This is a genomic window from Burkholderia guangdongensis, from assembly GCF_013403875.1.
GTDB classification, from domain to species: Bacteria; Pseudomonadota; Gammaproteobacteria; order Burkholderiales; family Burkholderiaceae; genus Burkholderia; species Burkholderia guangdongensis.
On the sequence record NZ_JACBNX010000006.1, the window covers coordinates 185,116 to 207,732 of the forward strand.

17 protein-coding genes and 3 pseudogenes are annotated in these 22,617 nt (G+C 57.9%); 9 read left to right on the plus strand and 11 right to left on the minus strand.

The window, feature by feature from the left end:
• The first annotated feature begins 64 nt into the window (after positions 1-64).
• The gene (locus tag HZI36_RS08425) at positions 65-1,489 is read left to right on the plus strand and encodes an FCD domain-containing protein (protein WP_179402185.1); all 1,425 of its coding nucleotides are present in this window, start codon (positions 65-67) and stop codon (positions 1,487-1,489) included.
• Positions 1,486-2,931 (plus strand): DHA2 family efflux MFS transporter permease subunit, encoded by a 1,446-nt coding sequence (locus tag HZI36_RS08430; RefSeq protein ID WP_218883737.1) that lies wholly within the window; start codon positions 1,486-1,488, stop codon positions 2,929-2,931. The genes HZI36_RS08425 and HZI36_RS08430 overlap by 4 nt, the downstream gene beginning before the upstream one ends.
• A gap of 13 nt (positions 2,932-2,944) precedes the next feature.
• Here HZI36_RS08430 and HZI36_RS08435 read toward each other — a convergent pair.
• The 7 genes and pseudogenes from HZI36_RS08435 to HZI36_RS08465 form a co-directional block, all read right to left on the minus strand.
• A pseudogene (locus tag HZI36_RS08435) lies at positions 2,945-3,880 on the minus strand (IS256 family transposase); the annotation flags it as partial.
• Positions 3,881-3,884: 4 nt separating this feature from the next.
• Positions 3,885-4,256, minus strand: a pseudogene (locus HZI36_RS08440) (transposase); the annotation flags it as partial.
• Between the two features lie 8 nt (positions 4,257-4,264).
• Positions 4,265-4,873: pseudogene (locus HZI36_RS08445) on the minus strand (IS256 family transposase); the annotation flags it as partial.
• A 429-nt stretch (positions 4,874-5,302) separates the two neighbouring features.
• Positions 5,303-6,910, minus strand: a complete 1,608-nt coding sequence (locus tag HZI36_RS08450) for a type I restriction-modification system subunit M (RefSeq protein ID WP_179402187.1) — start codon at positions 6,908-6,910, stop codon at positions 5,303-5,305.
• Positions 6,907-8,010, minus strand: a complete 1,104-nt coding sequence (locus tag HZI36_RS08455) for an AAA family ATPase (RefSeq protein WP_179402188.1) — start codon at positions 8,008-8,010, stop codon at positions 6,907-6,909. Before HZI36_RS08455 ends, HZI36_RS08450 begins: the two co-directional genes overlap by 4 nt.
• Positions 8,007-9,338, minus strand: a complete 1,332-nt coding sequence (locus HZI36_RS08460) for a restriction endonuclease subunit S (protein WP_179402189.1) — start codon at positions 9,336-9,338, stop codon at positions 8,007-8,009. Before HZI36_RS08460 ends, HZI36_RS08455 begins: the two co-directional genes overlap by 4 nt.
• Positions 9,328-12,297 carry a type I restriction endonuclease subunit R gene (locus HZI36_RS08465; RefSeq protein ID WP_179402190.1) on the minus strand — a complete coding sequence of 990 codons (2,970 nt, stop codon included), beginning with the start codon at positions 12,295-12,297 and terminating at the stop codon, positions 9,328-9,330. Before HZI36_RS08465 ends, HZI36_RS08460 begins: the two co-directional genes overlap by 11 nt.
• Before the next feature lie 552 nt (positions 12,298-12,849).
• Between HZI36_RS08465 and HZI36_RS08470 the strand changes: the two genes are divergently transcribed.
• Positions 12,850-13,227 carry a helix-turn-helix transcriptional regulator gene (locus HZI36_RS08470; RefSeq protein WP_179402191.1) on the plus strand — a complete coding sequence of 126 codons (378 nt, stop codon included), beginning with the start codon at positions 12,850-12,852 and terminating at the stop codon, positions 13,225-13,227.
• A 190-nt stretch (positions 13,228-13,417) separates the two neighbouring features.
• Positions 13,418-14,443 (plus strand): replication initiator protein A, encoded by a 1,026-nt coding sequence (locus HZI36_RS08475; RefSeq protein WP_179402212.1) that lies wholly within the window; start codon positions 13,418-13,420, stop codon positions 14,441-14,443.
• Positions 14,444-15,228: 785 nt separating this feature from the next.
• Here the strand turns inward: HZI36_RS08475 and HZI36_RS08480 are convergent.
• Positions 15,229-15,531, minus strand: coding sequence for a hypothetical protein (locus tag HZI36_RS08480; protein ID WP_179402192.1), 303 nt, complete (start codon positions 15,529-15,531; stop codon positions 15,229-15,231).
• A gap of 417 nt (positions 15,532-15,948) precedes the next feature.
• Here HZI36_RS08480 and mobA point away from each other — a divergent pair, with 417 nt between their 5' ends.
• The 5 genes from mobA to HZI36_RS26940 all read left to right on the plus strand — a co-directional run bounded on the left by mobA (position 15,949) and on the right by HZI36_RS26940 (position 19,194).
• A complete protein-coding gene (gene mobA, locus HZI36_RS08485; protein WP_218883739.1) occupies positions 15,949-16,218 on the plus strand; it encodes a plasmid mobilization protein MobA in 270 nt (89 codons plus the stop codon).
• 2 nt (positions 16,219-16,220) lie between these two features.
• Positions 16,221-18,236, plus strand: coding sequence for a TraI/MobA(P) family conjugative relaxase (gene traI / locus HZI36_RS08490; protein WP_246327003.1), 2,016 nt, complete (start codon positions 16,221-16,223; stop codon positions 18,234-18,236).
• A 50-nt stretch (positions 18,237-18,286) separates the two neighbouring features.
• Positions 18,287-18,601: a hypothetical protein gene (locus HZI36_RS08495; RefSeq protein WP_179402194.1), complete on the plus strand. Its 315-nt coding sequence runs from the start codon at positions 18,287-18,289 to the stop codon at positions 18,599-18,601.
• Positions 18,594-18,719, plus strand: a complete 126-nt coding sequence (locus HZI36_RS27210) for a hypothetical protein (RefSeq protein WP_017844250.1) — start codon at positions 18,594-18,596, stop codon at positions 18,717-18,719. The genes HZI36_RS08495 and HZI36_RS27210 overlap by 8 nt, the downstream gene beginning before the upstream one ends.
• Before the next feature lie 79 nt (positions 18,720-18,798).
• Positions 18,799-19,194: a hypothetical protein gene (locus HZI36_RS26940; RefSeq protein ID WP_246327004.1), complete on the plus strand. Its 396-nt coding sequence runs from the start codon at positions 18,799-18,801 to the stop codon at positions 19,192-19,194.
• A gap of 170 nt (positions 19,195-19,364) precedes the next feature.
• Here HZI36_RS26940 and HZI36_RS08505 read toward each other — a convergent pair whose 3' ends face one another.
• Genes HZI36_RS08505 through HZI36_RS08515 form a run of 3 tightly spaced genes read right to left on the minus strand, consistent with a single transcriptional unit; the run spans position 19,365 to position 22,617 of the window.
• The gene (locus HZI36_RS08505) at positions 19,365-19,874 is read right to left on the minus strand and encodes a hypothetical protein (protein ID WP_179402195.1); all 510 of its coding nucleotides are present in this window, start codon (positions 19,872-19,874) and stop codon (positions 19,365-19,367) included.
• Positions 19,875-19,885: 11 nt separating this feature from the next.
• On the minus strand, positions 19,886-22,054 hold the full coding sequence (locus tag HZI36_RS08510; RefSeq protein ID WP_179402196.1) for a DotA/TraY family protein: 2,169 nt from the start codon (positions 22,052-22,054) through the stop codon (positions 19,886-19,888).
• Positions 22,051-22,617 carry a hypothetical protein gene (locus HZI36_RS08515; RefSeq protein WP_246327005.1) on the minus strand — a complete coding sequence of 189 codons (567 nt, stop codon included), beginning with the start codon at positions 22,615-22,617 and terminating at the stop codon, positions 22,051-22,053. Before HZI36_RS08515 ends, HZI36_RS08510 begins: the two co-directional genes overlap by 4 nt.

The window sequence follows — 22,617 nt, forward strand, 5'->3', positions numbered from 1 at the left end:
CGTGGCATTGCATTCTGGACGCTCGACCGAGCGTCCATGCATATATAAAAGCAGGAGACAAGTGATGAACTTTTCAAGGCCTAGAAATGACGTTCGACGTGAGTTTAGTGAGCGCATCGTCGGCCCCGGCAGCAGGCCACGTAAACTGGCCCATGAAACTGTGGCTGCAATGATGGAAGATCTATCTGCCGGTGACTGGCCGGAAGGCCATCTGATAGGTTCGGTTTCCGAACTGCGTCAACGATTCGGCGTCGGCCGAAAGGCCTGCCAAGAAGCAATCACCATCATGCAAACGCGCCGGCTCATCGATGTCCGGCGAGGCGTCGGCGGCGGCCTATATGTCTCCCGCCCAAGATTGAATGACACCACTGACGCGCTCATTCTGTATCTGGCCCTCAGCCACACCCCGCTGCACGCCCTGCGCGATGCTCGCATCATTGTTTGCCAGCTTGCCGTCCGCTCACTGATCGGAGGAGGGGGGCATTTTGAGTATCGCGATGTGCAGCCAATTGCCCGCCAGGAGTCGAAATCGGCCTTTTACCGCCAACTAGCGCGAGCCTCCGGCGATCAAACGATTGCTTTCCTGATGGATCTTCTTGATGACGTACAGCAACGCTATGCTGCCGCCGATCACGCGAAGGCAGCCCCTTCGGCTGAGATCTACACAGAGCCACCGGACAACGCCTTCATCCAGGCGATCCGGTCGGGTGATGCGGATACCGCGTGTCGCCTGGTCCGGAACCACGTACAGCCGCTCGACGGGTTTGGAGTGAGCCAGTCGATGAATCAGACCAGCTTCGTCCAGACAACCACCTTTCTCGACCTGAAAAAGTCATCCGGACGATTGGCAGGCATGATCGTCGAGGAAATTCTGTCGCACGGCACAGAGGAATCGTTCAAGCTCGGCTCGGAGTGGGACATTGGTGCCCGTTACGGCTACGCCGCGGAGATCGTCCGCCCTGCCCTGCGGATTCTCGAGGACCTCGGCATCGTTGCGTGTTGCCGCGGACGCAGCGGCGGTGTAATCAGCACGCCGCCCAGGATTGGGGCCGTCGTCCGTCTGATTAGTTCCGGTGTCGCGAGTCGCGGCATCTCTCCTGCGCAAAACTTCGAGCTTGCGAGCAAACTCGTGACAGAGGGGGTCCGCCTGGCCGCCGAACGCAACAGCGGCACCCCGCATTCTTCGACCAAAGATCTTCCTTCAAAAAAAATTGCCACATTGATCGACCTTATCGACATCGAGAACGCACTTCTCGACATCATGGACAACCCGATTCTCGCCATCTTCGTGCGAAGCTTTGCTCTGCAATCCGTATTCAGTAAAACATTGGCGGACATGGCGCAGTTTTCATCCAACATTGCATCAGCGATGCGCTCTTGCAGCCTGGAAATCGCCCAGGCCATCCAAATGGGAGAGCCGACCGCCGCTGTCAACGCTGCCGAGCGCAAATGCGAATTGATGAGACGCGAATTCGAGGAGGTTTCGTGAGTATTGCGCAGCTTCTTTATCGTCTCACCCATTCGAATTCTCAATCGTCTGACACACTCGATGCGCATGTGCTACGTGTTGCTGGCGTAGTCGTTCTGGGCGCCTTCATGTCGATTCTCGACACGACTGTCGTTAATGTCGCAATCCGCGGACTAACGAAGGCCTTCCAGACACCGCTGGAAATGACCCAGTGGGTCTCGACCGGCTATATGCTGGCCCTCACCACGATCATCCCCCTTACGGGTTGGGCGGCCGACCGCTTCGGTACTAAGCGCCTCTATCTGGCTTCGATTCTGGTGTTTGTAACCGGATCGGCCCTGTCGGGGGCCGCTTGGTCGATGTCGACACTAATCCTGTTCCGCGTGCTACAAGGGTTGGGCGGCGGGATGATTCTGCCAACCGGTATGATGGTCCTTAGCCACATCGCCGGCCCGCAAAGAATGGGACGCCTGATGGGCATCGTAGGCGTACCAATTGTGCTGGGCCCCATTTTGGGACCGACTTTGGGCGGCTGGCTGGTTGATGATGTTTCCTGGCGCTGGATCTTCTTCCTTAATCTTCCTGTTGGTGTAGTTGCGTTATATGCCGCGCATCGCGTGCTCGACCATGACGAGCCAAAACCACACCACACTTTGGACTGGCTCGGCGTACTCCTCCTTTCGCCAGGCCTCGCAATTTTTGTCTATGGCCTTGCTCAAACCACATCTGCGGGTGGCTTCAAGTCGCTTATTGACGCTGGCTGCGTGATCGGAGGTCTGACAATGATCGGCGGATTCGTTGTGCACGCTCTTCGCCGCGACGACGCGTTGATTGATGTACGGCTGTTTGGTCGCCGGGTCGTTGCGAGTGCCGCCTGCACCACCTTTCTGTTGAGCGCGGCCGTTTTCGGCATTTCGATTTTGCTCCCGCTGTATTTTCAGATGGTGCGCGGATATTCGGCCCTCGACACTGGTGTCCTGATGGCTGCGGAGGCACTGGGAGCAGTAACGTCGATGCCATTGGCGAGCTATCTCACCGACAAAATCGGCGCTGGTAAAGTCGTTCTGGTGGGAATCGGGTGTATTACCCTTTCCATTCTAATCCTGAGTATGATAGGCAACACAACGCCAATCTGGAGCATTGAAGTTGCGCTATTTATCGAGGGGCTTGGCAAGGGGTCGACGATGATGCCGGCAACAAGCGCAGCACTAGGCACATTGAGAAAGCATGAGGTTGCCAGGGCAACGAGTGGACTGAACGCGATACAGCGTGCCGGTGGCGCAATCGGCACAGCGCTGCTCGCTGTAGTCTTGACGCGCGGCATATCGCGTGTCTTGATGGATTGTACAAAGACCTTGCATGTTGGTGTCATTTCTTGCGAACACGACCCGATCACGCTCGGGGAGGTATTTGGTCACACCTTTCTTTGGTCGCTCGGGAGGTATCCGGAATTTCGTGTGTGAGGCGGGTTGAGACTCAGATTCCGATATTGAATCGCTCCGGGTAAAGCAGTGCAAACTGCGTCATCGCGCCTTTCCAATCGTGCCGGGAGCCGGTCCACTTGGCAACGACGTTACGCAGGGCCAACCAGATCAGCTTGAGCGCGGCCTCGTCCGACGGGAAGTGACCGCGCGCCTTGATGATCTTCCGAAGCTGCATGTGCAGCGACTCAATGGCGTTGGTCGTATATACAATTTTTCGGATATCCGGCGCGAAGGCGAAGAACGGGATGACCTGCTCCCAGGCTCGCCGCCAGAGTGCGGCGATTGGCGGGTATTTCGTGCCCCATGGGCCGGCGTCGAACGCGTCCAGCGCCACGGCGGCCGCCTCGGCCGTCGGCGCCCGGTACACCTCCTTGAGCGCGGCGGCGGCTACCTTGCGATCTTTCCAGCTCACGAAGTCGAGCGAGTTCCGGATCAAATGCACGATGCAGGTCTGAACTGTCGTTTCCGGGAACACGGAATTGATCGCTTCCGGGAAGCCCTTCAGGCCGTCGACGACGGCGATCAGAATGTCCTGCACGCCACGCAGTTTCAGATCGTTCACGACCCGCAACCAGAACTTGGCGCCTTCGGTCTGCTCGATCCAGAGGCCGAGTACGTCGCGTGTGCCGTCGCGGCGCACGCCCAGCGCCAGGTAGATCGCCTTGTTGCGAACCACGCCTTCGTCGCGGATCTTGACGCGCAACGCGTCGAAGAACACCACCGGATACATCGGCTCGAGCGGCCGCTGCTGCCATTCTCGGACTTCGTCGATCACCGCGTTGGTGACCGTGCTGATGAAGTCCGGCGACACCTCGATGCCGTACATCTCCAGCAGGAAGCCCTGAATCTCCCGCACGCTCATGCCGCGCGCGTACATCGCGATGATCTTGTCGTCGAACCCGGTGAAGCGCCGCTCGCCTTTGGCAATCNCCGAGTACGTCGCGTGTGCCGTCGCGGCGCACGCCCAGCGCCAGGTAGATCGCCTTGTTGCGAACCACGCCTTCGTCGCGGATCTTGACGCGCAACGCGTCGAAGAACACCACCGGATACATCGGCTCGAGCGGCCGCTGCTGCCATTCTCGGACTTCGTCGATCACCGCGTTGGTGACCGTGCTGATGAAGTCCGGCGACACCTCGATGCCGTACATCTCCAGTAGAAAGCCCTGAATCTCCCGCACGCTCATGCCGCGCGCGTACATCGCGATGATCTTGTCGTCGAACCCGGTGAAGCGCCGCTCGCCTTTGGCAATCAGCACCGGATCGAACGTCCCTTCGCGGTCGCGGGGAATCTCGACGTCGAGCAGGTCGTCGNCAGCGCCAGGTAGATCGCCTTGTTGCGAACCACGCCTTCGTCGCGGATCTTGACGCGCAACGCGTCGAAGAACACCACCGGATACATCGGCTCGAGCGGCCGCTGCTGCCATTCTCGGACTTCGTCGATCACCGCGTTGGTGACCGTGCTGATGAAGTCCGGCGACACCTCGATGCCGTACATCTCCAGCAGGAAGCCCTGAATCTCCCGCACGCTCATGCCGCGCGCGTACATCGCGATGATCTTGTCGTCGAATCCGGTGAAGCGCCGCTCGCCTTTGGCAATCAGCACCGGATCGAACGTCCCTTCGCGGTCGCGGGGAATCTCGACGTCGAGCAGGTCGTCGTCGGTCGCAACGCGCTTGCGGCTCGTGCCATTGCGGTGGTTTGTACTGCCAGCCGGCTTGGCTTCGCCCTTCTCGTAGCCCAGGTGGTGGGCCAACTCGCCGCCCAGTGCGCGCTCGAAGATCGCCTTCTTGAGCGCGGCAAGCTGCTCGTTGAGCGTCGCCCGGTCCAGCGTCCCGGGCACCAGTTGCTTGATCAGCTCCGGGTCAAGGTTCAAGCCCTTGCCCGGTTCAATCGTCACTTCTTCCTTGCGTTTGCGTGGCATAAAGTGGCTCCTTGGCCATCAGTTTATGCCTCACACACAAGGTTCCGGATAGGCTCCGGCGCGAGCGGTCTGCCAAAAATTTGCCACACGCGTAGCGCGAAACTCTGCACCCGAAAGCAAAACAACGCACTACATCGCGAGACGTAGTGCGTTGTTTTTACTGGAATTTATGGTGGAGCGGATGAGGATCGAACTCACGACCTTCGCATTGCGAATGAGGTTTCAACCCGCTTCGCTCCATCTGAGCAAAGGTCTTGATTCCGAAGAGCTTTTCAGAAACGGATCAAAACCCTTGAAAATCAATTGGTTGCCGAATATTTCGGGCCGTGCACAAATTTCGGTAGATCCGAGTACACGCTGGGATTTGGTATCGTACCGAAAAAATCCGCAGTCAAGTGGAGCAGATTTGGAGCGTCGGCCCGTGGGTAATCACCGCAGCAAAGACAGTCCCAGCTCTTTGAGGAATCCGTTGTGCTGCTCGGTAGCCAATTTGATTTTCTTATCCAGCGAAACCAGTTCAGAATGCACCGCCGCGAGGTCGACCCCTTCCTCGGCTTCTGCGGTGCTCACGTAGCGCGAGATGTTCAGATTGAAATCGTTCTTCTCGATTTCCTCCATACCCACCCGCCGCGAATAGCGTGCATCCTCCTTGCGGAACTTGTAGGTGTCGATGATCTTGTCGATGTGCTCGGGCAGCAACTGGTTCTGCCGCTTACCCTTCTCGAAATGCTCAGCTGCGTTGATGAACAGCACGTCGTCCGGCTTCTTGCACTTTTTCAGCACCAGAATACATACCGGAATGCCGGTGGAGAAGAACAGGTTAGCGGGCAGGCCGATCACCGAGTCGATGTGGCCGTCTTTGAGTAACTTGGTGCGGATGCGCGCCTCCGCGCCAGCTCGGAACAGCACGCCATGCGGCAAGATGATGGCCATCACCCCATCTTGCTTCAGGAAATGGAAGCCGTGCATCAGGAAGGCAAAGTCCGCAGCCGATTTGGGTGCCAAGCCGTAATTCTTGAATCGCACGTCCTCGGCCAGTGCTTCGGTGGGCTCCCACCGGTAGCTAAAGGGCGGGTTGGCCACCACTGCGTCGAACCTCGGCATCTTGGCCGGGTTGGTCTCACGCAACATGTCCCACTCATTGAGCAGGGTGTCACCATGGTAGATTTCGAACTCCGAATCCTTCACACCGTGCAGGAGCATGTTCATGCGCGCCAGGTTGTAGGTGGTAATGTTCTTTTCCTGGCCGTAAATCTTGCCGATGCCGTGCGGTCCCATGCGGTGGCGCACATTGAGCAGCAATGATCCCGAGCCACAGGCGAAGTCCAGCACGCTGTCCATATGCTTACGCTGGCCTGTGGCGGGCTCCTGTCCATCCAGTGTTACGATGGCCGAGAGAATGCTGGAGATAGGTTGAGGCGTATAGAACTCGCCGGCCTTCTTGCCGGAGCCGGCGGCAAACTGGCCGATCAGATATTCGTAGGCATCGCCCAGCGCGTCACTGTCGGTGGAAAATTGCGTCAGACCCTTCGCAATTTCGCTGATGATCTTGCACAAGCGCGCATTGCGCTCGTCGTAATTCTTCCCGAGCTTGTCCGAGGCCAGGTTGATCTCGGAAAACAGTCCCCGAAAGGTGCTGGCGAAGGATTCTGTTTCGATGTATTCAAAGCCCTTTTGAAGCGTGTCCAACAGGTACTTACTCTGTTCGCGCGCCATCTTCGCGATGTTGCCCCACAGGTATTGCGGCTCGATCACGTAATGCACCTTGCGACGCATTTGCTTTTCGAATTCAGGCACATCCTCCGAATTACCCTCATACCAAAGCTGCAACGGCGTGGAAACCGAGCTGTCGAGCTGGGTCGGGTAGTCCGGCCCCAGTTCCTTCTGTGCGGCGGCCTCGTAATTATCAGACAGGTAGCGTAGGAACAGGAAAGCCAGCATGTAGTCGCGAAAGTCGTCCGCGTTCATCGCGCCGCGCAGTTGATCGGCGATGGCCCAGAGGGTCTTGCCCAGTTTCTGTTTTTCGAATTCGGTCATGGCGCGTCGGCTGCCTCAGCAGGCTGAGGGAATAGTTCGGGATTGAAGGGATACCGGTTTAGGAAGTCATGCAGGATCTTCCTGAAGTACATCTTGTTTTCGTCCAGCATCTGCTGCGGCTCGTAGAGCGAATAATTGCCGTGACTCAGGATGTTGATCAGGCGGGTGTGCAGGATGCCATCCGGATCGTCGTCTTCTCGCTTAATACAAACCGAGAAGTTTTTGTGTCCGTGAAAGCTCGCCGTCTTCTCCAAGATCGTGCGCAGCATGTTGAAATGGTGTGTGAACAACCGATCTTCCTGCGCGGCCTGATACAGCTCGGCCAAGGCGGCGACGTGGTGAAAGAACGGCGTGTCCCCCTTTTCTTCCCGCAACACGTAACCGCCACCGATTGAGCACTTGTTGATGAAATATCGCTTAGCATTCTTCAGCTCGTTGCACAGCACATTGAAGAACAGCGTGTGGTGCGTCGATAGAACGGTCTTGAGCTTGCTGTCGGGCCGCTTGAGAAGTTGAGCCAAGTGACTAGCCACAGCAATTGCGTTGTGCTCATCCAGCGACGAAATCGGGTCGTCGATATAGAGGTACTTGACCCACTGGTAAACCTCCATCTCCGAGTCCATAGCCAGCTCGACGACGGCAAGAAAAAAACACCAGACAAAGATGTTTTCCTCACCGCGCGAGACCTTAATGTTGTCGATCACTTGCCCGTCCACCGTGCGCGAGAAACGCACTACCCACTCCTGCGTGTCGATGCGGAAATCGAAGTCCGCATAGCGCTGCAACAACGGGCGGATGCGGTTATCCATCTCCAATTCGGCCAAGCCGGCGAAGAAGCGCGATGTGCCATTGAGCGTGAGCCTGCGGTCGCTGTCGCCGTCCAGATCGTTGTCCCAGTGAAACAGGTCTTCCGTGAAGGCGTTGAAATAGAGGGTGTCGCGTGCATCGCCCTCCTTGCCAATGTCTTTGAATGCCATCGACAGCCGTGTCTTGCCGGTGCCGTTGTAGGCATAAAGCAGGATGGCCTTCTTTTCTTCCAACACCTGCCGCAATTGCGCAGACAGGGCTGGCAAGTCGGCGAAGGCTTGGTCCGTTGTCATCCCCCCACCTCATTCAGCATAGGAAATAGTTGCTGCATCAAGCTATTCCTGTGGTTTTTCAGGGCATCGACCTTCTGGCTTTGGATCGCAATCAGCGTGTCTATTGAAGAAAGAAAATTCGCAATTTCATTTTGCTCTTCAACAGTGCTCGGCAGCAAAAATTCCAAATTTTCAAATTCCTTCTGCCCCAAAGTCTTATTTCTCCCAGCGCCTCCGGGGGAAGCTATTCCCAACAATTCCTTCCCCTTTTTCGTAAGAAAAAAATACTTTATGAAGTTGACATTCGTCTTGTTTGGTTTCGCCGTATACATAGGAAACCGATGAGAGGCGATCATTCCCTTTTCCGCTGCTGACGTTACTGCAACAGCTTGCTCCCAAGCGAAAACAATATTTACGACAAAAGCATCTTCTTTAACCCAAAATACCCTTTTCGTTCCTAGCGATTTTCCACTCACAAGCTCTTTGTGAAATATCCCTTTTCCATGCGAGCGAATGCCAACTTCCTGATACATTGCGCCTGCGTCTACATCGACCGGATTAATCGACCTATTGAGCAAGGTTGATATTTTTCGCTTTTGCCACTCCCCCGCGTTCTGAAACTTCGAAAAGCGCAGACGGGGAAGGGTCTCGCTTTCACGAGGGAAAAGCTGCTGCATTAGACCCTTCTTATAAGTCCTGAGAGTGCCCAGTTTCTGGCCTTCCGCTGCGATCAGCTCGTTAAGGGAAAAGAGGCAGTCAGCAATGCGTTGCTGTTCTGATAAGCCGTTATTGCCCGCCTCGTTCGATGGCACCGGAACGGGTAACGATGAATACTCTGTCCCATTTATTCCAGGCTGACCACTTCGCGCAGACGTCACACCGACCCAACTCCAGTATTGTTGTGTGGTGAGAAAATTGGCTAAAAATATAGAGTTAACCTTCTTCGGTTCCGGTCTAATTCTTATCAGGAAACCTGCGAACACGAGCCTACCATCTTCCTTTCGGTATCTGTATGACTTGCCAACACTCGCTCCGGTGCGAGCAAGGACGATGTCCCCCGACTCTAGATAGTTATCATCTGTTGCAACAATATCCACCGAAACTTTTGACTCGGAGAGAAAACGACCATCATCGTCAATGTCGGTGATCCTCAAGTAAGTTGGAAGATCTTCCGAATAGGGAGCGGCTGGTGCATTCACCCCATATTCTGGATTTCGCACCAACAGACTCCCCATTGGCACGGTCTCCCACTCCCCCGCATCCCGGAACTCAGGAAACCGGAGCCGTGGCACAAGCGCCCGCTTTTCGTTTTTCTCTTCGCTCATCGCGCTCTTGTCCTTATTGCTCATACACACTCAGTCCCGAAATCTCCCGTCCTTGGGCGAGCTTGCGCAGCAGCGGCGTCAAGTCTTCCATCAGCGCCAGTTCCTTCCGGGTGCGGGCCTTCCAGCCCAACCCGAGCGGTACCATCAGCTCACTCAGGCGTTCGCCGTCGAAGATGCGGCGGCGAAGTACCTCATCGACAAAGGCCTGCAGCGCAGCACCTTCGAGCCCGTGTTTGGTGGCAATGTCGACTAGTTCGCGGGCCTTCTTCTCGGCCTTGAAGCGCTCATACCCAGCGCGAATGGCGGCTTCGTCCAGCGCTTGGCCTACCGGCAGGCCACGGATGTAGTCGGCGATGTCCTCGCGCTCGCCGATGAATTTGGCGTCGGATTGAATCAAGCCGATGAGCTGCTCGCGGCTGAGGGTAAGCTTGCCCGGCTTTTGCTGCGTCATGCGGGCGATCAGCCCCATGATGTAGTCGTAGTCGATGACAGCGGAGGCAAACAGCACGAACTCGAAATCGAGTTGCTGCACCTCGGGCAAGGCTTGCTCGCTGTTGTCCTGCTGCTCCTTGAGACGCTTGGCTGTCTCGAGGTACGCACCTTTGTAGCCTTGCAACTGATCGGGCGGCAGGATTCCGGCGATCTGCGTCCTTTGCTCTTGGGAGAGGTCGGTGTACTGGTCGAGCTGGGTGTTCAAGCGCTGTACTTCCTTGAACAGATTGACGAACTGGCTACGCGCAGCGTCTCCCCTGAGGTTAGCCACCTCCTCCGGTGCATTGGCCAGCTCCTGAGATTGCATGAAGTCGGCCAGCTTCTGGGTGGCAGTCTGCAGGCTGTCGATGACCTTGGGAGCAGGGTCTACCAGCCAGATCTCGCGCGGATTGTCGATTTTCTCGCCGGAGAAGAGCGCAATGGCCTCTTCCACGGGCTTTTGCTGCTGACGGAAGTCCAGGATGTTGCCGTAGGGCTTGCTGTCGTTGAGGACGCGGTTGGTACGGGAGAACGCCTGAATCAGCCCGTGGTGCTTGAGGTTCTTATCCACGTACAGGGTATTGAGGTACTTGGAGTCGAAGCCAGTGAGCAGCATATCCACCACAATAGTGACGTCGATCTTCTGGGCATGCGACAGATCGACATTGGGGTATTGCTGATCCTTGATGCGTTTTTGCACGTCCTGGTAATACAGATCGAACTCGCCGATACGGTGGTTAGTGCCAACGCGAGCGTTGTAGTCGGCAATGATGCGAGTGAGCGCGGCCTTCTTGCCCTCCGGGTCCTCTTGGTTGTCTTCCTTTTCCTGCGGCAGGTCTTCCTGAATCTGCTGCACGTCCCTGTTGCCCTCGGCGGGCGGGGAAAATACGCAAGCGACGTTCAGCGGCTGGAAGGTATCGTCTTCTTCCAGCTTCTTGGCTTGAAGCGTTTTGAACGCCTCGAAATACTCTATGGCGTCGTTGATGCGGGCAGTGGCCAGTACGGCGTTGAACTTACGCCCGTTGGTGGCAGCATCGTGCTTGGCGAGGATAGTTTCGATGACCTTCGCCTTGGCCAAGCCTTCGCCAGGCCTAGGCGGGTTCTTGCCCTCGGGCTTGAAATAGTCCACGTGGAAGCGCAGGACATTGCGGTCTTCGATAGCGTGGGTGATGGTGTACTGGTGCAGGCAGCGCTGGAAGAGGTCGTCCGTGGTGCGGTAGCTGGCCTGTTGCCCCTCGACTTGTTGATAGCTCGCGTTCTGCTCGAAGATGGGCGTGCCGGTGAAGCCGAACAACTGGGCGTTGGGAAAGAATTCCTTGATGGCCTTGTGATTCTCGCCGAATTGCGAGCGATGGCATTCGTCAAAGATGAACACCATGCGTTGGTTGCGCAGTGGCTCAAGGCGTTCCTTGTAGTTGCGCTTGTTGGTGCCGTCGAGCGCCAAACCCAGCTTCTGGATGGTAGTGACGATAACCTTGTCTGCGTAGTCGTCAGACAGCAGGCGGCGCACCAGCGTTTCAGTGTTGGTGTTCTCTTCGACGCAGCCTTCCTGGAAACGGTTGAATTCCTCTCGGGTCTGGCGATCCAGGTCTTTGCGGTCCACCACGAACAAGCATTTGTCGATGTCCGGGTTGTCCTTGAGCAGGGTCGAGGCCTTGAACGAGGTTAGCGTCTTGCCGCTGCCGGTGGTGTGCCAGATGTAGCCATTGCCGCAATTCTGGTGGATGCAGTCCACGATGGCCTTGACGGCATAGATTTGGTATGGCCGCATCATGAGCAGCTTTTGCTCACTGGCCACCAACACCATGTACCGGCTGATCATCTGCCCCAATGTGCACTTAGCCAGAAATTTCTCGGCAAAGCTGTCCAATTGCGTGATCTTCTTGTTGTCCTCGCTCGCGAACTGGTAAACCGGCAAGAAGCGTTCGTCAGCATTGAAGCTGAAGTGGCGCGCGTTGTTGTTGGCGAAGTACCACGTATCGGTGCGATTGCTGACAATGAAGAGCTGGACAAAGCACAGCAGCGTCTTGCCGTACCCATTGCCGGGGGCACTTTTGTAATCGACGATCTGCTGCATGGCCCGACGCGGGCTGACGTCCAGGGTCTTTAGCTCGATTTGCACTACCGGCACACCGTTGACCAGCAGCATCACGTCGTACCGGTGATGGCTGTTGTCGGTGTTGATACGCAACTGATTGACCACTTCGAAGTCGTTCTTGCACCAGTCGCGGATGTTGACAAGGGTGTAGTTCAGCGGCGTTCCGTCGTCGCGCTCGAAGCTGTTGATGTTGCGCAGCGTCTGAGCGGCGTTGTAAACGTCGGGCGTAATGATGCCGTCGAGCAGGCGCTGAAACTCGCTGTCTGTCAGTCGAACCCGGTTGAGCGCCTCGAACTTCGCGCGGAAGTTGGCTTCGAGAGCGGCACGATCGCGGATATCGGGCCGGTAGCTGTACTTGAGGTCGCCGAGCTTGGTGATCAAGTCCTGTTCGATCTGATTTTCTGTCGAGGTCATGAATTTGTTCCCGCCGTAGATGGCCCGTTGGTTTGGCGGACAGTCCGCCCTGGATAGTTCGTCGAAACCACGTCAGGCGCGCTTCTCATCTCGCGAGATTTGAATTATATCGGTACAGCCCGGTACAATCGGGTTAGTCAGCGCTTTGGCTGTCGCTAATTGGCCAGCTTGCTCCCTAATCTGCGTTAGCAGACCGTCAGACCGGAAGTAACCCCGGTTGACGTTTCCGGGCAGAGCCAGCGACAGAGCACTGATGCCTCTTTGAGGACGTTCTGCCGTCGGAGCAGGCCCCGGTGGAACGAAGAAGAACCTGCGAGGAAAACCATCGAGAAATCAACGGATCGATGGCGAGTACCGACTCAATGTACAGATGCGCGCGCGGACGCTTCCCTGAGAGGATAGCTGCAAGACCGGAACGAACACACAGCGCCGCACACCGCGACATCTGCACATACCCTTGGGCGCGGGGGCACCGTTGATGAATACGTACGTTTCCTTTTGCCACCTGACCCGTACGGCAGGCGATGGGGCGATTGCAGAAGGCGTACGTCCATGCAACGCTCCAAACCTCTGTCCGCCGCCAGTCATGCTGGCACCTCGCTCGCATATCTATCGTCGCTGTATCCGCCCGCCCTGTCCGTCGCACAGGTGGCAGAGATCACCAGCGAAGCCCCCCAGACCATCCGTAACCGGCTGAGCGCCGGCACATACCCTGTCCCGTCGTTCAAAGTCGGCCGGAAACGCGCTTTCCGCCTGGTTGATGTTGCAGCGTTCATCGATCGGCAATGTGCTGATGACCCGTCCAACCCCACCAATCGGCGCCCCCGCCGAGGCCGGCCGACGAAGGTCCAGCAGGTAGCGAAACTGCAAACTCAGGCAAACGCGCCCCAAGCCACATCCCCGTTCGGGTTGGCAGGAGGCGCGCAATGACGATGATGGTTCAAATCGACCCATCGGCATGGCAAGCCGGATTTGACGCCGGCGAGGCGGGTCGCCCAATGACTCCGTGCCCGCAGAATCTCGACCCACTTTCGTACTTTTCGGGATGGATTGAGGGCGACGCCAAGAGACAGGGGTTCGGGCACAGCCTTGGAGGTTCGCAATGACGAGTCTTCAAGGGATGCTCGGCGTTTTGGCGGAATCCGACCAGGGCGTACAGAGATCAGCGCCCGAGGCAAGAACGGACTGTCAATTCCACACAAATGTAGGCCACCCCAGCCATTCAGGATTCAAGGAACGAGGGACGAACCATCTTTCCCCCGACCGTCTACGCCAGCGAGATTTCTTCGTAGCCGACATTCTCGATGCTGCGCCAAAGGATGACCTGGCTAGTATGGAACATCCGCTGTTCGCGCTGAAGGCGGGGGATATGCGAGTGCGCACCTACGAGCGCAACGGCACGATCGTCAAGGTAATGCCGGGCACCTACGGGTGTGCAACGATTCACGACAAAGACCTTTGGATCTACTGCGTTAGCCAGTGGGTCGAAGCGAAGAACCGTGGTCGCGAGATCACGCGCACGGTGCGCTTCACCGCATACGACTTCCTGCGCGTGACAAACCGGCGCACCAAGGGTCGCGCCAGTGGGACTACTTATAGGCGGATGGGCGAAATGCTTGGACGGCTCACCGGCACGCGAATCGAGACCAACATCGAGACGGCCGGCAGACGGGAGCGCGGGTTCTTTGGGTTGGTTGACTCGGCAAAGGTCGTCGAACGCGACAGCGACGGCCGCATGGTGGCAATGGAGGTGACCTTGCCCGACTGGCTGTTTCGCAATGTAGAAGCCATGCACGTATTGACCCTCAGCCGTGACTATTTCCGCCTGCGTAAGCCGATAGACCGACGCATCTACGAGCTGGCCCGCAAGCACTGCGGAGCACAGCCCAAATGGCGCGTGAGCCTCAAGACCCTGCACGAGAAGAGCGGTAGCACTGCGCAATTGCGAAACTTCCGGGGAGACGTGAAGAAGCTTGCAGCGTCCAACGAGTTGCCCGACTACCGGGTGGTCTTTGACGCCGACGCGGACGCGCTAACGTTCTACGCCCGCGGCCCGAAAGGTGCCAAGGCCGAGATTGCCGACCTCGTAGGTAGCATCAAAAAGCATAAACGCCCGAGAAAGAACGTGCTTTCGGGCTGTGGATAATTCACCCGTTTCTGTGAATCGGCACGTGCTTTCACATGCATGAGGCCTGTGAATTAGCACGTGCTTTCAGATGCACACGGTACGTGCATTTAGATGCACAACCTGCGCGGAGACCCGCGACAGCATTGGTTTGGGAAAACCGTAACGCGCGCGCGATTTAACCCTATATTTAAAATCTTTAACGCCGGAGCGGCCTCGAACCTTCCTAAGCGTTGGTTGCGCGTAGCTCCACGTGCAGAGGCTGACAATGGCAGGCGCAGAAGCCACATGCAGCCAGAACGGCGAGCACCCAACGGGGGAGCACCGGCCAAAGGGGTCATTGACTGGCGCGGAATAGGCAGCCTTAGCGAAAGGAATCAGGAAGCGGGCCTATGCCACCTTCCCTGCCCCCAAGCCCGCGGCGACGCTGGCGAGTTCCAAAGGCTGCGTCCGATGGTTCAGCCCATCAGCGTGTGAAGGATGCCCGACCTATGCATTCGAACGCCCGCAAAGCCATTTGGGCGCGAGCGGGTACACGAGCAGCAGCCTCCCCAAGAAAGCCGGGTCTGAGGCGTTCCTTAACCTCTGGGCGCTCACGTTCTCGCATCCGCCTTTCTTGGCGGCTTCTGCACTCGGCCGCGTTCCTATCGGCTCTCGTTTGGCTAGGTCGAGACGAGCCGCCCACGAGCCCTCCGGAACGTCGCTCCATGCACACGACCGAGGGTCGAAGCCAGCGTCTACCGCAGCGGCATAGCTCCAGGCACGTCGCGTATCGTCTACGTCCTCGACAACCTTCCATCCAAGTTTCAATGCATCGCCAACTGATCGCGTATTCCAGCGCCGTATTGCTTGATGATTGTTTGCATCGCAACCAGATCTTGTCGATGAAATCTCAGCAAACGACGATCGCGATCGCACTGCCTCAGCACCTTTCGCAAATCGTCGATGGATGCTGCACTCTGCTCGCGCATCGCGCGTTGTTTGCAGATGCGACTCCATACGATGCTGTACATCGTGTCGATGAGATCCTCTGCCAGTTCGAGATCGCTTAGCTGATCGTCCGTCAATGCGCCGCTTGGGACGCTACCGGCTCGATCCGTGATGTTCATCGACATATCTCCATTGGTGTGCAATGTATCGGCCGCGAACGCGACTCGCGTGTCAGTCGAAAGCCATCGTATTGATTGGCACTTGTCTGGCAGAAACAACACATTTTCATCCACCGAGTAGTGTGCCGAAAAGAGTTGCTTTGAACTATTCGGAGTCCCTCTTCGCACCCTTCGATTTTGCTTCAAAAAATTGTTCACGCGAGCTACCTTCAAACTTCCACAAACAACAGCGTAACTTCGGTGACAGGGTAGGGTTTGTAATACCGCCAAATTGGCGCCATTCCAACCGGCAGCGCACCAGTCGTTTCACTCCCTATGCGCAGCCTACCGTCCCTGCTCAGGGCTTCGCCCCGAGACCCTGACTTCGAGAGAGAGGGCGTAACAATGAGTACGAGCGAACAACGAAGGAGGACCGGCATGCTTCCACCAATTCGGTGCTATGAAGACGAGGAAGCTTCGGTCCGGGAGAAGGCACGCGATTGCGGCATGAGCGTCGGCCAATTCGTGCTCGCGGCAGCGCTTGGCCGTCGCACGCGCACGAAGATCGATACGCACATCCTGAACGAGCTTTGCCGCCTCGGTGGTCTGCAGAAGCATCTGTTCAATGAAGGCGGCGGAGTGCTGTCGAAAGAATACGCTGCCATCCTCGTCAAAATTCGTGAGGCAATTGCCCGCATCGGTGACTGAAAATGTTGGCTAAAATCCCGCCGCGACGAGAAGACCTGAAATCGAGTTTCAAGGACTTGGTGGAATACATCACCAATCGCGATGAAGAGAGGAAATATCTGGGCGACGAAGTTGATCCCAGCGCCCCACTCGATCGGGAAAAACATCTCAAGACTCTTCAGCGTGCTCGAGAGCATCTTCGGGCAGCAGCAAACTACCTTCGACAGTCGCCGAAAATTGATCGCGATTTCCAACAAAAGGCACGTTCGCGGCGTGCCCTTCTTGGGCTCGAGGAAAAAGCGATTCAGCCAGCGCATAGCCAGGCCGAAGCGGAAGCCCTCGCAGAACTCTGGTCCGGGCGACTCCTCGGCCAAGCCGAACGTCTCGTAACGCCAACTGGCGTCGCGTGCGAACACAATTGCTTGTCACTGTCGTCTGCTGCGGCTGAAATGGAGGCTGTGGCGATCCAGAATGCCCGGGTTAAGGACGCCGTGTACCACGTCGTTTTGTCTTGGCCGGCGAATGAATCACCGTCCGATGCACAGGCGTTCGAATGTGGCGCACACGCGCTTGATGCCGTCGGCATGGCGGATCACCAGTACGTTTTTGCCGTGCATCGCGACACCGACAATACGCACCTGCACATTGCCGTGAATCGCGTGAATCCCGATACGTTCGCGGCGGTCTATCCCGAGCGCGACTATTTCAAGCTGGATCGCGCGATGCGCGAGCTCGAGCTCCGATACGGCTGGCAGCACGACAACGGCCCCTACGCCGTTTTTCAACGCAGCGGTCACTTCGTCATCGACTGGGCGAGCAAAAACCCTGCGACGAAAGGCAAGCGACCGACGCCGGCGGCCGACATGGAGCGGCACGCTGATCAGGAAAGCCTGTTTACCTATGCGCGCGGAGAGCCGCGCAAAGCGCTCTTGGCCGCGCTGAAAAATGACCAGCTGACGTGGCGTCAACTGCACAATCTGCTCGCTAAGTACGGGCTCGAGATCCGCGAGAAGGGGCATGGCTTCGCCATCTATGATCTCGCGGCCGTCGCGACGACGCCGATCAAGGCCAGCGACATGCACGAGGCGCTGGGTAAAGCGCGGCTGACCAAACGGATCGGGCCGTTCGAGCCGTCCGCGTCGACGATCGGTGCTGTTCTGACCTACGACAAGGATCGACCGCCGAAACGTGACCCGAAGATGCGGGAGGATCGGCGCCAGGAGCGCGCACAAGCGCGACGCGAGCTGCGCGCCCGATACGGTGACTACAAGAGTGCGTTCGTATATCGCCGACTCGACCCGGCTACCGTGCGGCAGCGATTCTCGGATATCCGCGAAGCTGCCCGCCAGAAGAGGCTCGAGATCCGAGAGACTGTCCCGTATGCTTCGGCCCGCAAGGTGCTGTACAGCGTCGTTGCATTCGAGACGCTGCGGGACCGCGATCGGCTGCGACGCGAGATCCGCAGGGAGCGTGAGGCACTATGCGCAGACCCGACGAATCGCAGACTGTCGTACCGCGAGTGGGTCGAGCGCCAGGCGGCCGCCGGCGACAGTGCGGCTATCGGCCAGCTACGCGGCTTCGTCTACAGTGAGAAGCGACGGACGCGAGAGCTGGTGCGAGCGCTGGCCAACGATGATGCCGACGGCATCATTTATGTTGACGATGTCGATCCGGTTGCACGAAGCGTCGCTGATGGACTGCATTTCCGCGTTCGCCGGGACGGAGCCGTTATCTATCGGTTGGACGACGGCCGCGACGCTTTCATCGATCTCGGGCGACGTATTGACGTGCTCGCAAAAGGCAAACGCGACGACGTATCAATCACGACTGCGCTGCAATTGGCAGCGGAAAAGTACGGGGGCACATTCGAGCTCACGGGCAGCGAAGAATTCAAGCGACGCGCGATCGACATCATGGTCGAACGTCGAATTGAGGTCCGGCTCCGAGACACCGAGCAGGAAGCGCTGCGGCGTGCCAGGGAAGCGGCCGCAGCGCAGCAGTTTCACCGGCAAACGCCCCGCCGCCCCAGCAAGCCATGACTTGGGCAAATCTTGACCGTCCGACACCAAAAGGAAGCGAGGTATTGATCATGACCGACGACGAGGCCAAGGCGCGGATCGACGTGCTCCACGACGAGGCGGCGGCCATTCTGGCCGAGCAAGGGCTGTCGCCGCTGCAGGCTTACTGCTTGATCCTCGAGCGGGTCACCACTCGACACGAGCCTACGTTGCAGTTGCTTGCCGACGCAGCAGCCTATGACCAGTGGTATTCGGAAGAGGTTAGCAGGGGCCTTGAAGAGGCGGACGATCCGAATACCAAATGGGTATCCAATGAAGAAGCAGAAGCTAGCTTTGCCAGGAAACGAGTCGAGCTACAGGCACGGATCAGGAAAGGCAATGAGTGACGATCACACTCGCTGCGGCACACCGCTGGTCTACGCTGGCCAGCTCGAGCTACAGCCCGATATTCTCGCCGAGCTCGGCGAGCAGCAGCCGGACCAGGAGGCCCCACCGTCTACCTGATTCGGATCAGACGCCCCGCCCGCGTGCTGGAACACGCGGACGGGACTTCCACAACACCACCTAGACTAGAGGTGATGACATGGCAACTGAGTATGCTATCAGTCCGGATGCAATCCGGATCGAAATCGCACGTATGCAGTCGGCAAACGACCTCATGCGTGCAGCCAACAAAGCGCTTGCGAAGGACGACGATGCGGCCTTGGCCGACATGGGTTTTTCGCCGGAACATGTCGATGAGCTGCGGAAGAACGGCGGCTTCCCGTCGACGTCGATCGGCAACAACACGCGGATGATCACCTATCTGCGATCGATTGGAGAGCCCATGCGAACCCGCCCGGCCGCTGTCGATCGCGGCCGGCGTGCTGACGCCGGCTACGCTGGCCAGCGTTCCATTACCGCGGCTGGCAGATCCTCGACCGCTGGGCGTTCGAGAGCCCGACGCAGCTCCGGGCCCTCGATGCCGAAGGCTAGGTGATTCTGCTGGGCCCGTTGCTCGAGCAGCAGCTCGAGCACCAAGGTGCTGCGATCGGCGGCCGCGCTCAAGCTGCACCGGCGAGGCGTGGCGGAGCATGAGATCTTTGAGTTGCACGAGATCCGCGCCACGCTCGTATAGAAAAACCGGGCCATCAGGCCCGGTCTTGTTTGCTAGAACCCCAACGTCAACTGCAACCGCGATGCCGTGTCATCGACACTTCGACGTGGTACAAGCACCCGTGTCGATGGCAACGCATGATCGTTGAACCACAGCACGAGGTATGTGCTGCCCCGTTGGGCATCTTCGAATTCCCACCGCGACACCTTGTCGATCGGCATCTGCTTGGCGATGCCCTTCTTCTTGTCAACGACTACCACGCTCCCGGTCTCCGTCGAGATCCCTACGTATTGACCTTCGGTCGGGTCGCTGGCCTCGACGGCCGGATGAAAACCCGGAGGGGCGATGCGTTGAACCTGTCGCTGCAGTTTCGCGGCCAGATGGCTTGCGAACATCCGGATCCAGACAATGGCGATGACCAGCCCGGCACCGGACGTTACGATCCACGGCATGCCGTCGCGCACGCCTACGCCCACGAACAGCCCAATTCCACTGAAGACGAGGCCTACGATCGACACGAGGGCCAGCACGACCGGAACCAACACGATTGATAAATTAAGCATAACTTATTTCCTCAAGAGTGCATTCCATCGCTTTGACCTGGGCGGCTTCCGCCTTTATCAGGGGTGCGCTTGGGGGTGCTCGGCATGATTCGTTCAAGCTTGCTAGAAAACACCGCGAGCGCGCCTCGCACTTCGCCAGTCGTTTCTCGGCCGAGTGTCGCCGTCGCCACGCCACCTACCCAGTTGAGCACTTGGTCGGGCACAACGAAGATCAGGCTAAAGCTCGTGTGAATCAGATTCGCGCCAAGCATGAAATAGATCGCGAGGTACCCGATGACGCTAACGATGCCCGTCAACGAATCGAATTGGGCGTTCGCGACCGCGATTCCAAAGAATTTCGTGAGTACCGTTCCGCCTTCAACCAGGACGGCTCCGCCGGAGAAGAAGCCAACAACCATCAGGATCGGGCGCACCGTCACGTTTAGCAGGAAGATATACCCGTGCGTCGTGCGTTGACCCATGCCATCGCCCTCACCGCCCAGGTGCGTCATTGCCCACAGAGGAGCGGCCACGATGGCTTCGCACACGATCACGAGCCAATTGATGACGGCCCCGAACCAGGTGATGAACGGGATCATGGGCAGGTACAGAGACAAGCCGGCACCAATGAACAGGAGCGGAATGAGCAGCGTGAACAACATCGGCTCCGTCGCATGCAGTACCGCTCCGGCAGATGCACCGAGGCCGGCGGCGAAGTTCGCCAGTGTGCCCCAGATGCTCGCATTCGCACCCGCGACAATTACGTTCAGGCCTACCCACGTACCGAAAGCAGCGTCAACGCCCCCCAATACATAGTCCCCCAGGTTTTTCATCTTGATGAGTGGGTTTACGGTGCCACGCTCTGCCTCTCCGCTGCTGTTCATCGCGGCAATGATCTTCTGTCCAAAGCCCGAGAAGATCTGGCTGAGGGCCTTACCACCATCTTTTTCACTGGCATTTCCCGCGTTACCCAACGGCTGGGCTGTCGTCGAGCCGGCTTCTTGAAGCTGGAACGCCCTGTCGACCTGGTCGCGCAGCTGGGAAACGCCTACGTCCCCTCCCGCCTTCTCTTTGTAAACACGAGCGACGGCTGACACCGCATCGGAGAGCTTGCTATTGGCCTGCGCAAACGTCTGATACCACGCGCCGAGCGACCACCAACCCGCCTCCTTGATCGAGCTACTGAGCTGACCGGCCAGGCTGCTGATGTTGCCCGTGCTTGTCGCTGCCTGACTCTGAATCGTGGCCTCATATTGTTGCGCGGCCGACTGGATTGCTACCTCTGCATCCGGAAGGATGGCGCTGGCGTTCGTTTGCTGATCGATAACGGCGTTGACGAATGCTTGCGCCGCCGGCGACAGCGCGGTTTCCATGTTTCCGAGGGCCTGCAGGTGAGCTTGGTACAGCGTGGTTGTATCAATGGTGCCGCTGAACCAATTGGTGGATTGGTCTTGCGGAGTCAGCTTCGACGTATCGATATCCGCACCACCGCAGTATTTTGTGCCGATGGAGTTACGCAATACGAGGCCTTGGGTGCCTGATGTGATCTGCACGTATTCCTTCTGGTCCGGCGGAAAGCCCCCGTTCGCGGCGACCATGGAGAGGCTTGCGTTGTAAGCGTGCATACACAGGTTCGCCTGATACAGGTCTCGCGCGAGCTGTATCGTGTTGGGCATTGCCGGTTGCAGCACCATGCCCTTCCCGTCCGAAAAGGCCTGGATTGCTGCGTCGGTCCCCATGTTGGCGATACCGACACCCATAATCGAAGCGGCCCATAACATCAGCAGTTGCGAGAGTGCCCAGCCGTTCGCCGTCGGCACCAGCGATGCCAATCCCCACACGAGGCGGATCGGCCCCCACATGGTGCCTTTGTTTTCTCCGTAGACCGCTCCGCTATGAGCGGCTTGAGAGAGCCTTTTGAACCACGTATAGCAGGCGAAGAAGGCCCCGACGACAAGTAGTCCACCGTTCATCACCTGGAACAGACTCGCGAAGATCGTATCGCCGCCTCCAGCTCCACCTGTTGCGAGCGGGTTGTTCACCACGTTGCCGAAGACGCCGACTAGGGCTTGCCGGCTGAGATCACCTGAGCGTTGCGCAGCCTGCGTGATCTCCCCAAGTGACGTGCTTTGGGCAAATGCGGGCAACGTGACCAAACCGTTCAAGAGCGCGGCAATGAAAAGTGCTGCTTTGCGCTTCATGCTCGTTCTCCTTTCCGTTGTTTCCAGAGCTCCGGATCGATGACGCTGACAAACCAACCGGGCTCTCGCATGAAGTCATTCAGGCCGCCACGCTCAGCTCGCGACAGCCGCCGGTTTTGCAGTTGCCACAGGCGGAATTGCGCGGTCAGGCTGGCCATGAACATCACCGGCAGCCCGGCCACTAGCGTGAAGATGCCGAACAAGTTGCCGCGTGAAAGGGCATAGACGGCCATCAGGAGGAAAACCGCGCCGGTTCCAATGGCGAGACGTTTCTGAAAGAGAAACCGTCGCTGCAGGTCAGCAATGCTTGGTGCGCCGACGGACCGGCTGCGCATCATTTCCTCGAACCCCTGCTCCTTAGCGGTATCGCCTTCGCCTTGCTGTTCGGCGCGAGCGTTTCGTTTCGCGCGTGCGTACAGCTCCTTGATGTAGACGATGTTTTCGTCGTGCTGCTGCTTTGCTGCCTTGAACGATTGCACGTTCTTTCGAAACGCGTAGAACGGAAGGAAGAGGCGTTTTGCGATCTCAACCCCGGCTGATTTTGCGGTTTGCTTCATGTCCAT

What these genes read in the sequence shown, in the direction of transcription:
- HZI36_RS08425 (WP_179402185.1), top strand. Translation starts at nt 65, where the DNA reads ATGAACTTTTCAAGGCCTAGAAATGACGTTCGACGTGAGTTTAGTGAG.
- HZI36_RS08450 (WP_179402187.1), bottom strand. Translation starts at nt 6,910, where the DNA reads ATGACCGAATTCGAAAAACAGAAACTGGGCAAGACCCTCTGGGCCATC.
- HZI36_RS08455 (WP_179402188.1), bottom strand. Translation starts at nt 8,010, where the DNA reads ATGACAACGGACCAAGCCTTCGCCGACTTGCCAGCCCTGTCTGCGCAA.
- HZI36_RS08460 (WP_179402189.1), bottom strand. Translation starts at nt 9,338, where the DNA reads ATGAGCAATAAGGACAAGAGCGCGATGAGCGAAGAGAAAAACGAAAAG.
- HZI36_RS08465 (WP_179402190.1), bottom strand. Translation starts at nt 12,297, where the DNA reads ATGACCTCGACAGAAAATCAGATCGAACAGGACTTGATCACCAAGCTC.
- HZI36_RS08470 (WP_179402191.1), top strand. Translation starts at nt 12,850, where the DNA reads ATGCAACGCTCCAAACCTCTGTCCGCCGCCAGTCATGCTGGCACCTCG.
- HZI36_RS08475 (WP_179402212.1), top strand. Translation starts at nt 13,418, where the DNA reads ATGCTCGGCGTTTTGGCGGAATCCGACCAGGGCGTACAGAGATCAGCG.
- HZI36_RS08480 (WP_179402192.1), bottom strand. Translation starts at nt 15,531, where the DNA reads ATGAACATCACGGATCGAGCCGGTAGCGTCCCAAGCGGCGCATTGACG.
- mobA (WP_218883739.1), top strand. Translation starts at nt 15,949, where the DNA reads ATGCTTCCACCAATTCGGTGCTATGAAGACGAGGAAGCTTCGGTCCGG.
- traI (WP_246327003.1), top strand. Translation starts at nt 16,221, where the DNA reads ATGTTGGCTAAAATCCCGCCGCGACGAGAAGACCTGAAATCGAGTTTC.
- HZI36_RS08495 (WP_179402194.1), top strand. Translation starts at nt 18,287, where the DNA reads ATGACCGACGACGAGGCCAAGGCGCGGATCGACGTGCTCCACGACGAG.
- HZI36_RS27210 (WP_017844250.1), top strand. Translation starts at nt 18,594, where the DNA reads ATGAGTGACGATCACACTCGCTGCGGCACACCGCTGGTCTACGCTGGC.
- HZI36_RS26940 (WP_246327004.1), top strand. Translation starts at nt 18,799, where the DNA reads ATGGCAACTGAGTATGCTATCAGTCCGGATGCAATCCGGATCGAAATC.
- HZI36_RS08505 (WP_179402195.1), bottom strand. Translation starts at nt 19,874, where the DNA reads ATGCTTAATTTATCAATCGTGTTGGTTCCGGTCGTGCTGGCCCTCGTG.
- HZI36_RS08510 (WP_179402196.1), bottom strand. Translation starts at nt 22,054, where the DNA reads ATGAAGCGCAAAGCAGCACTTTTCATTGCCGCGCTCTTGAACGGTTTG.
- HZI36_RS08515 (WP_246327005.1), bottom strand. Translation starts at nt 22,617, where the DNA reads ATGGACATGAAGCAAACCGCAAAATCAGCCGGGGTTGAGATCGCAAAA.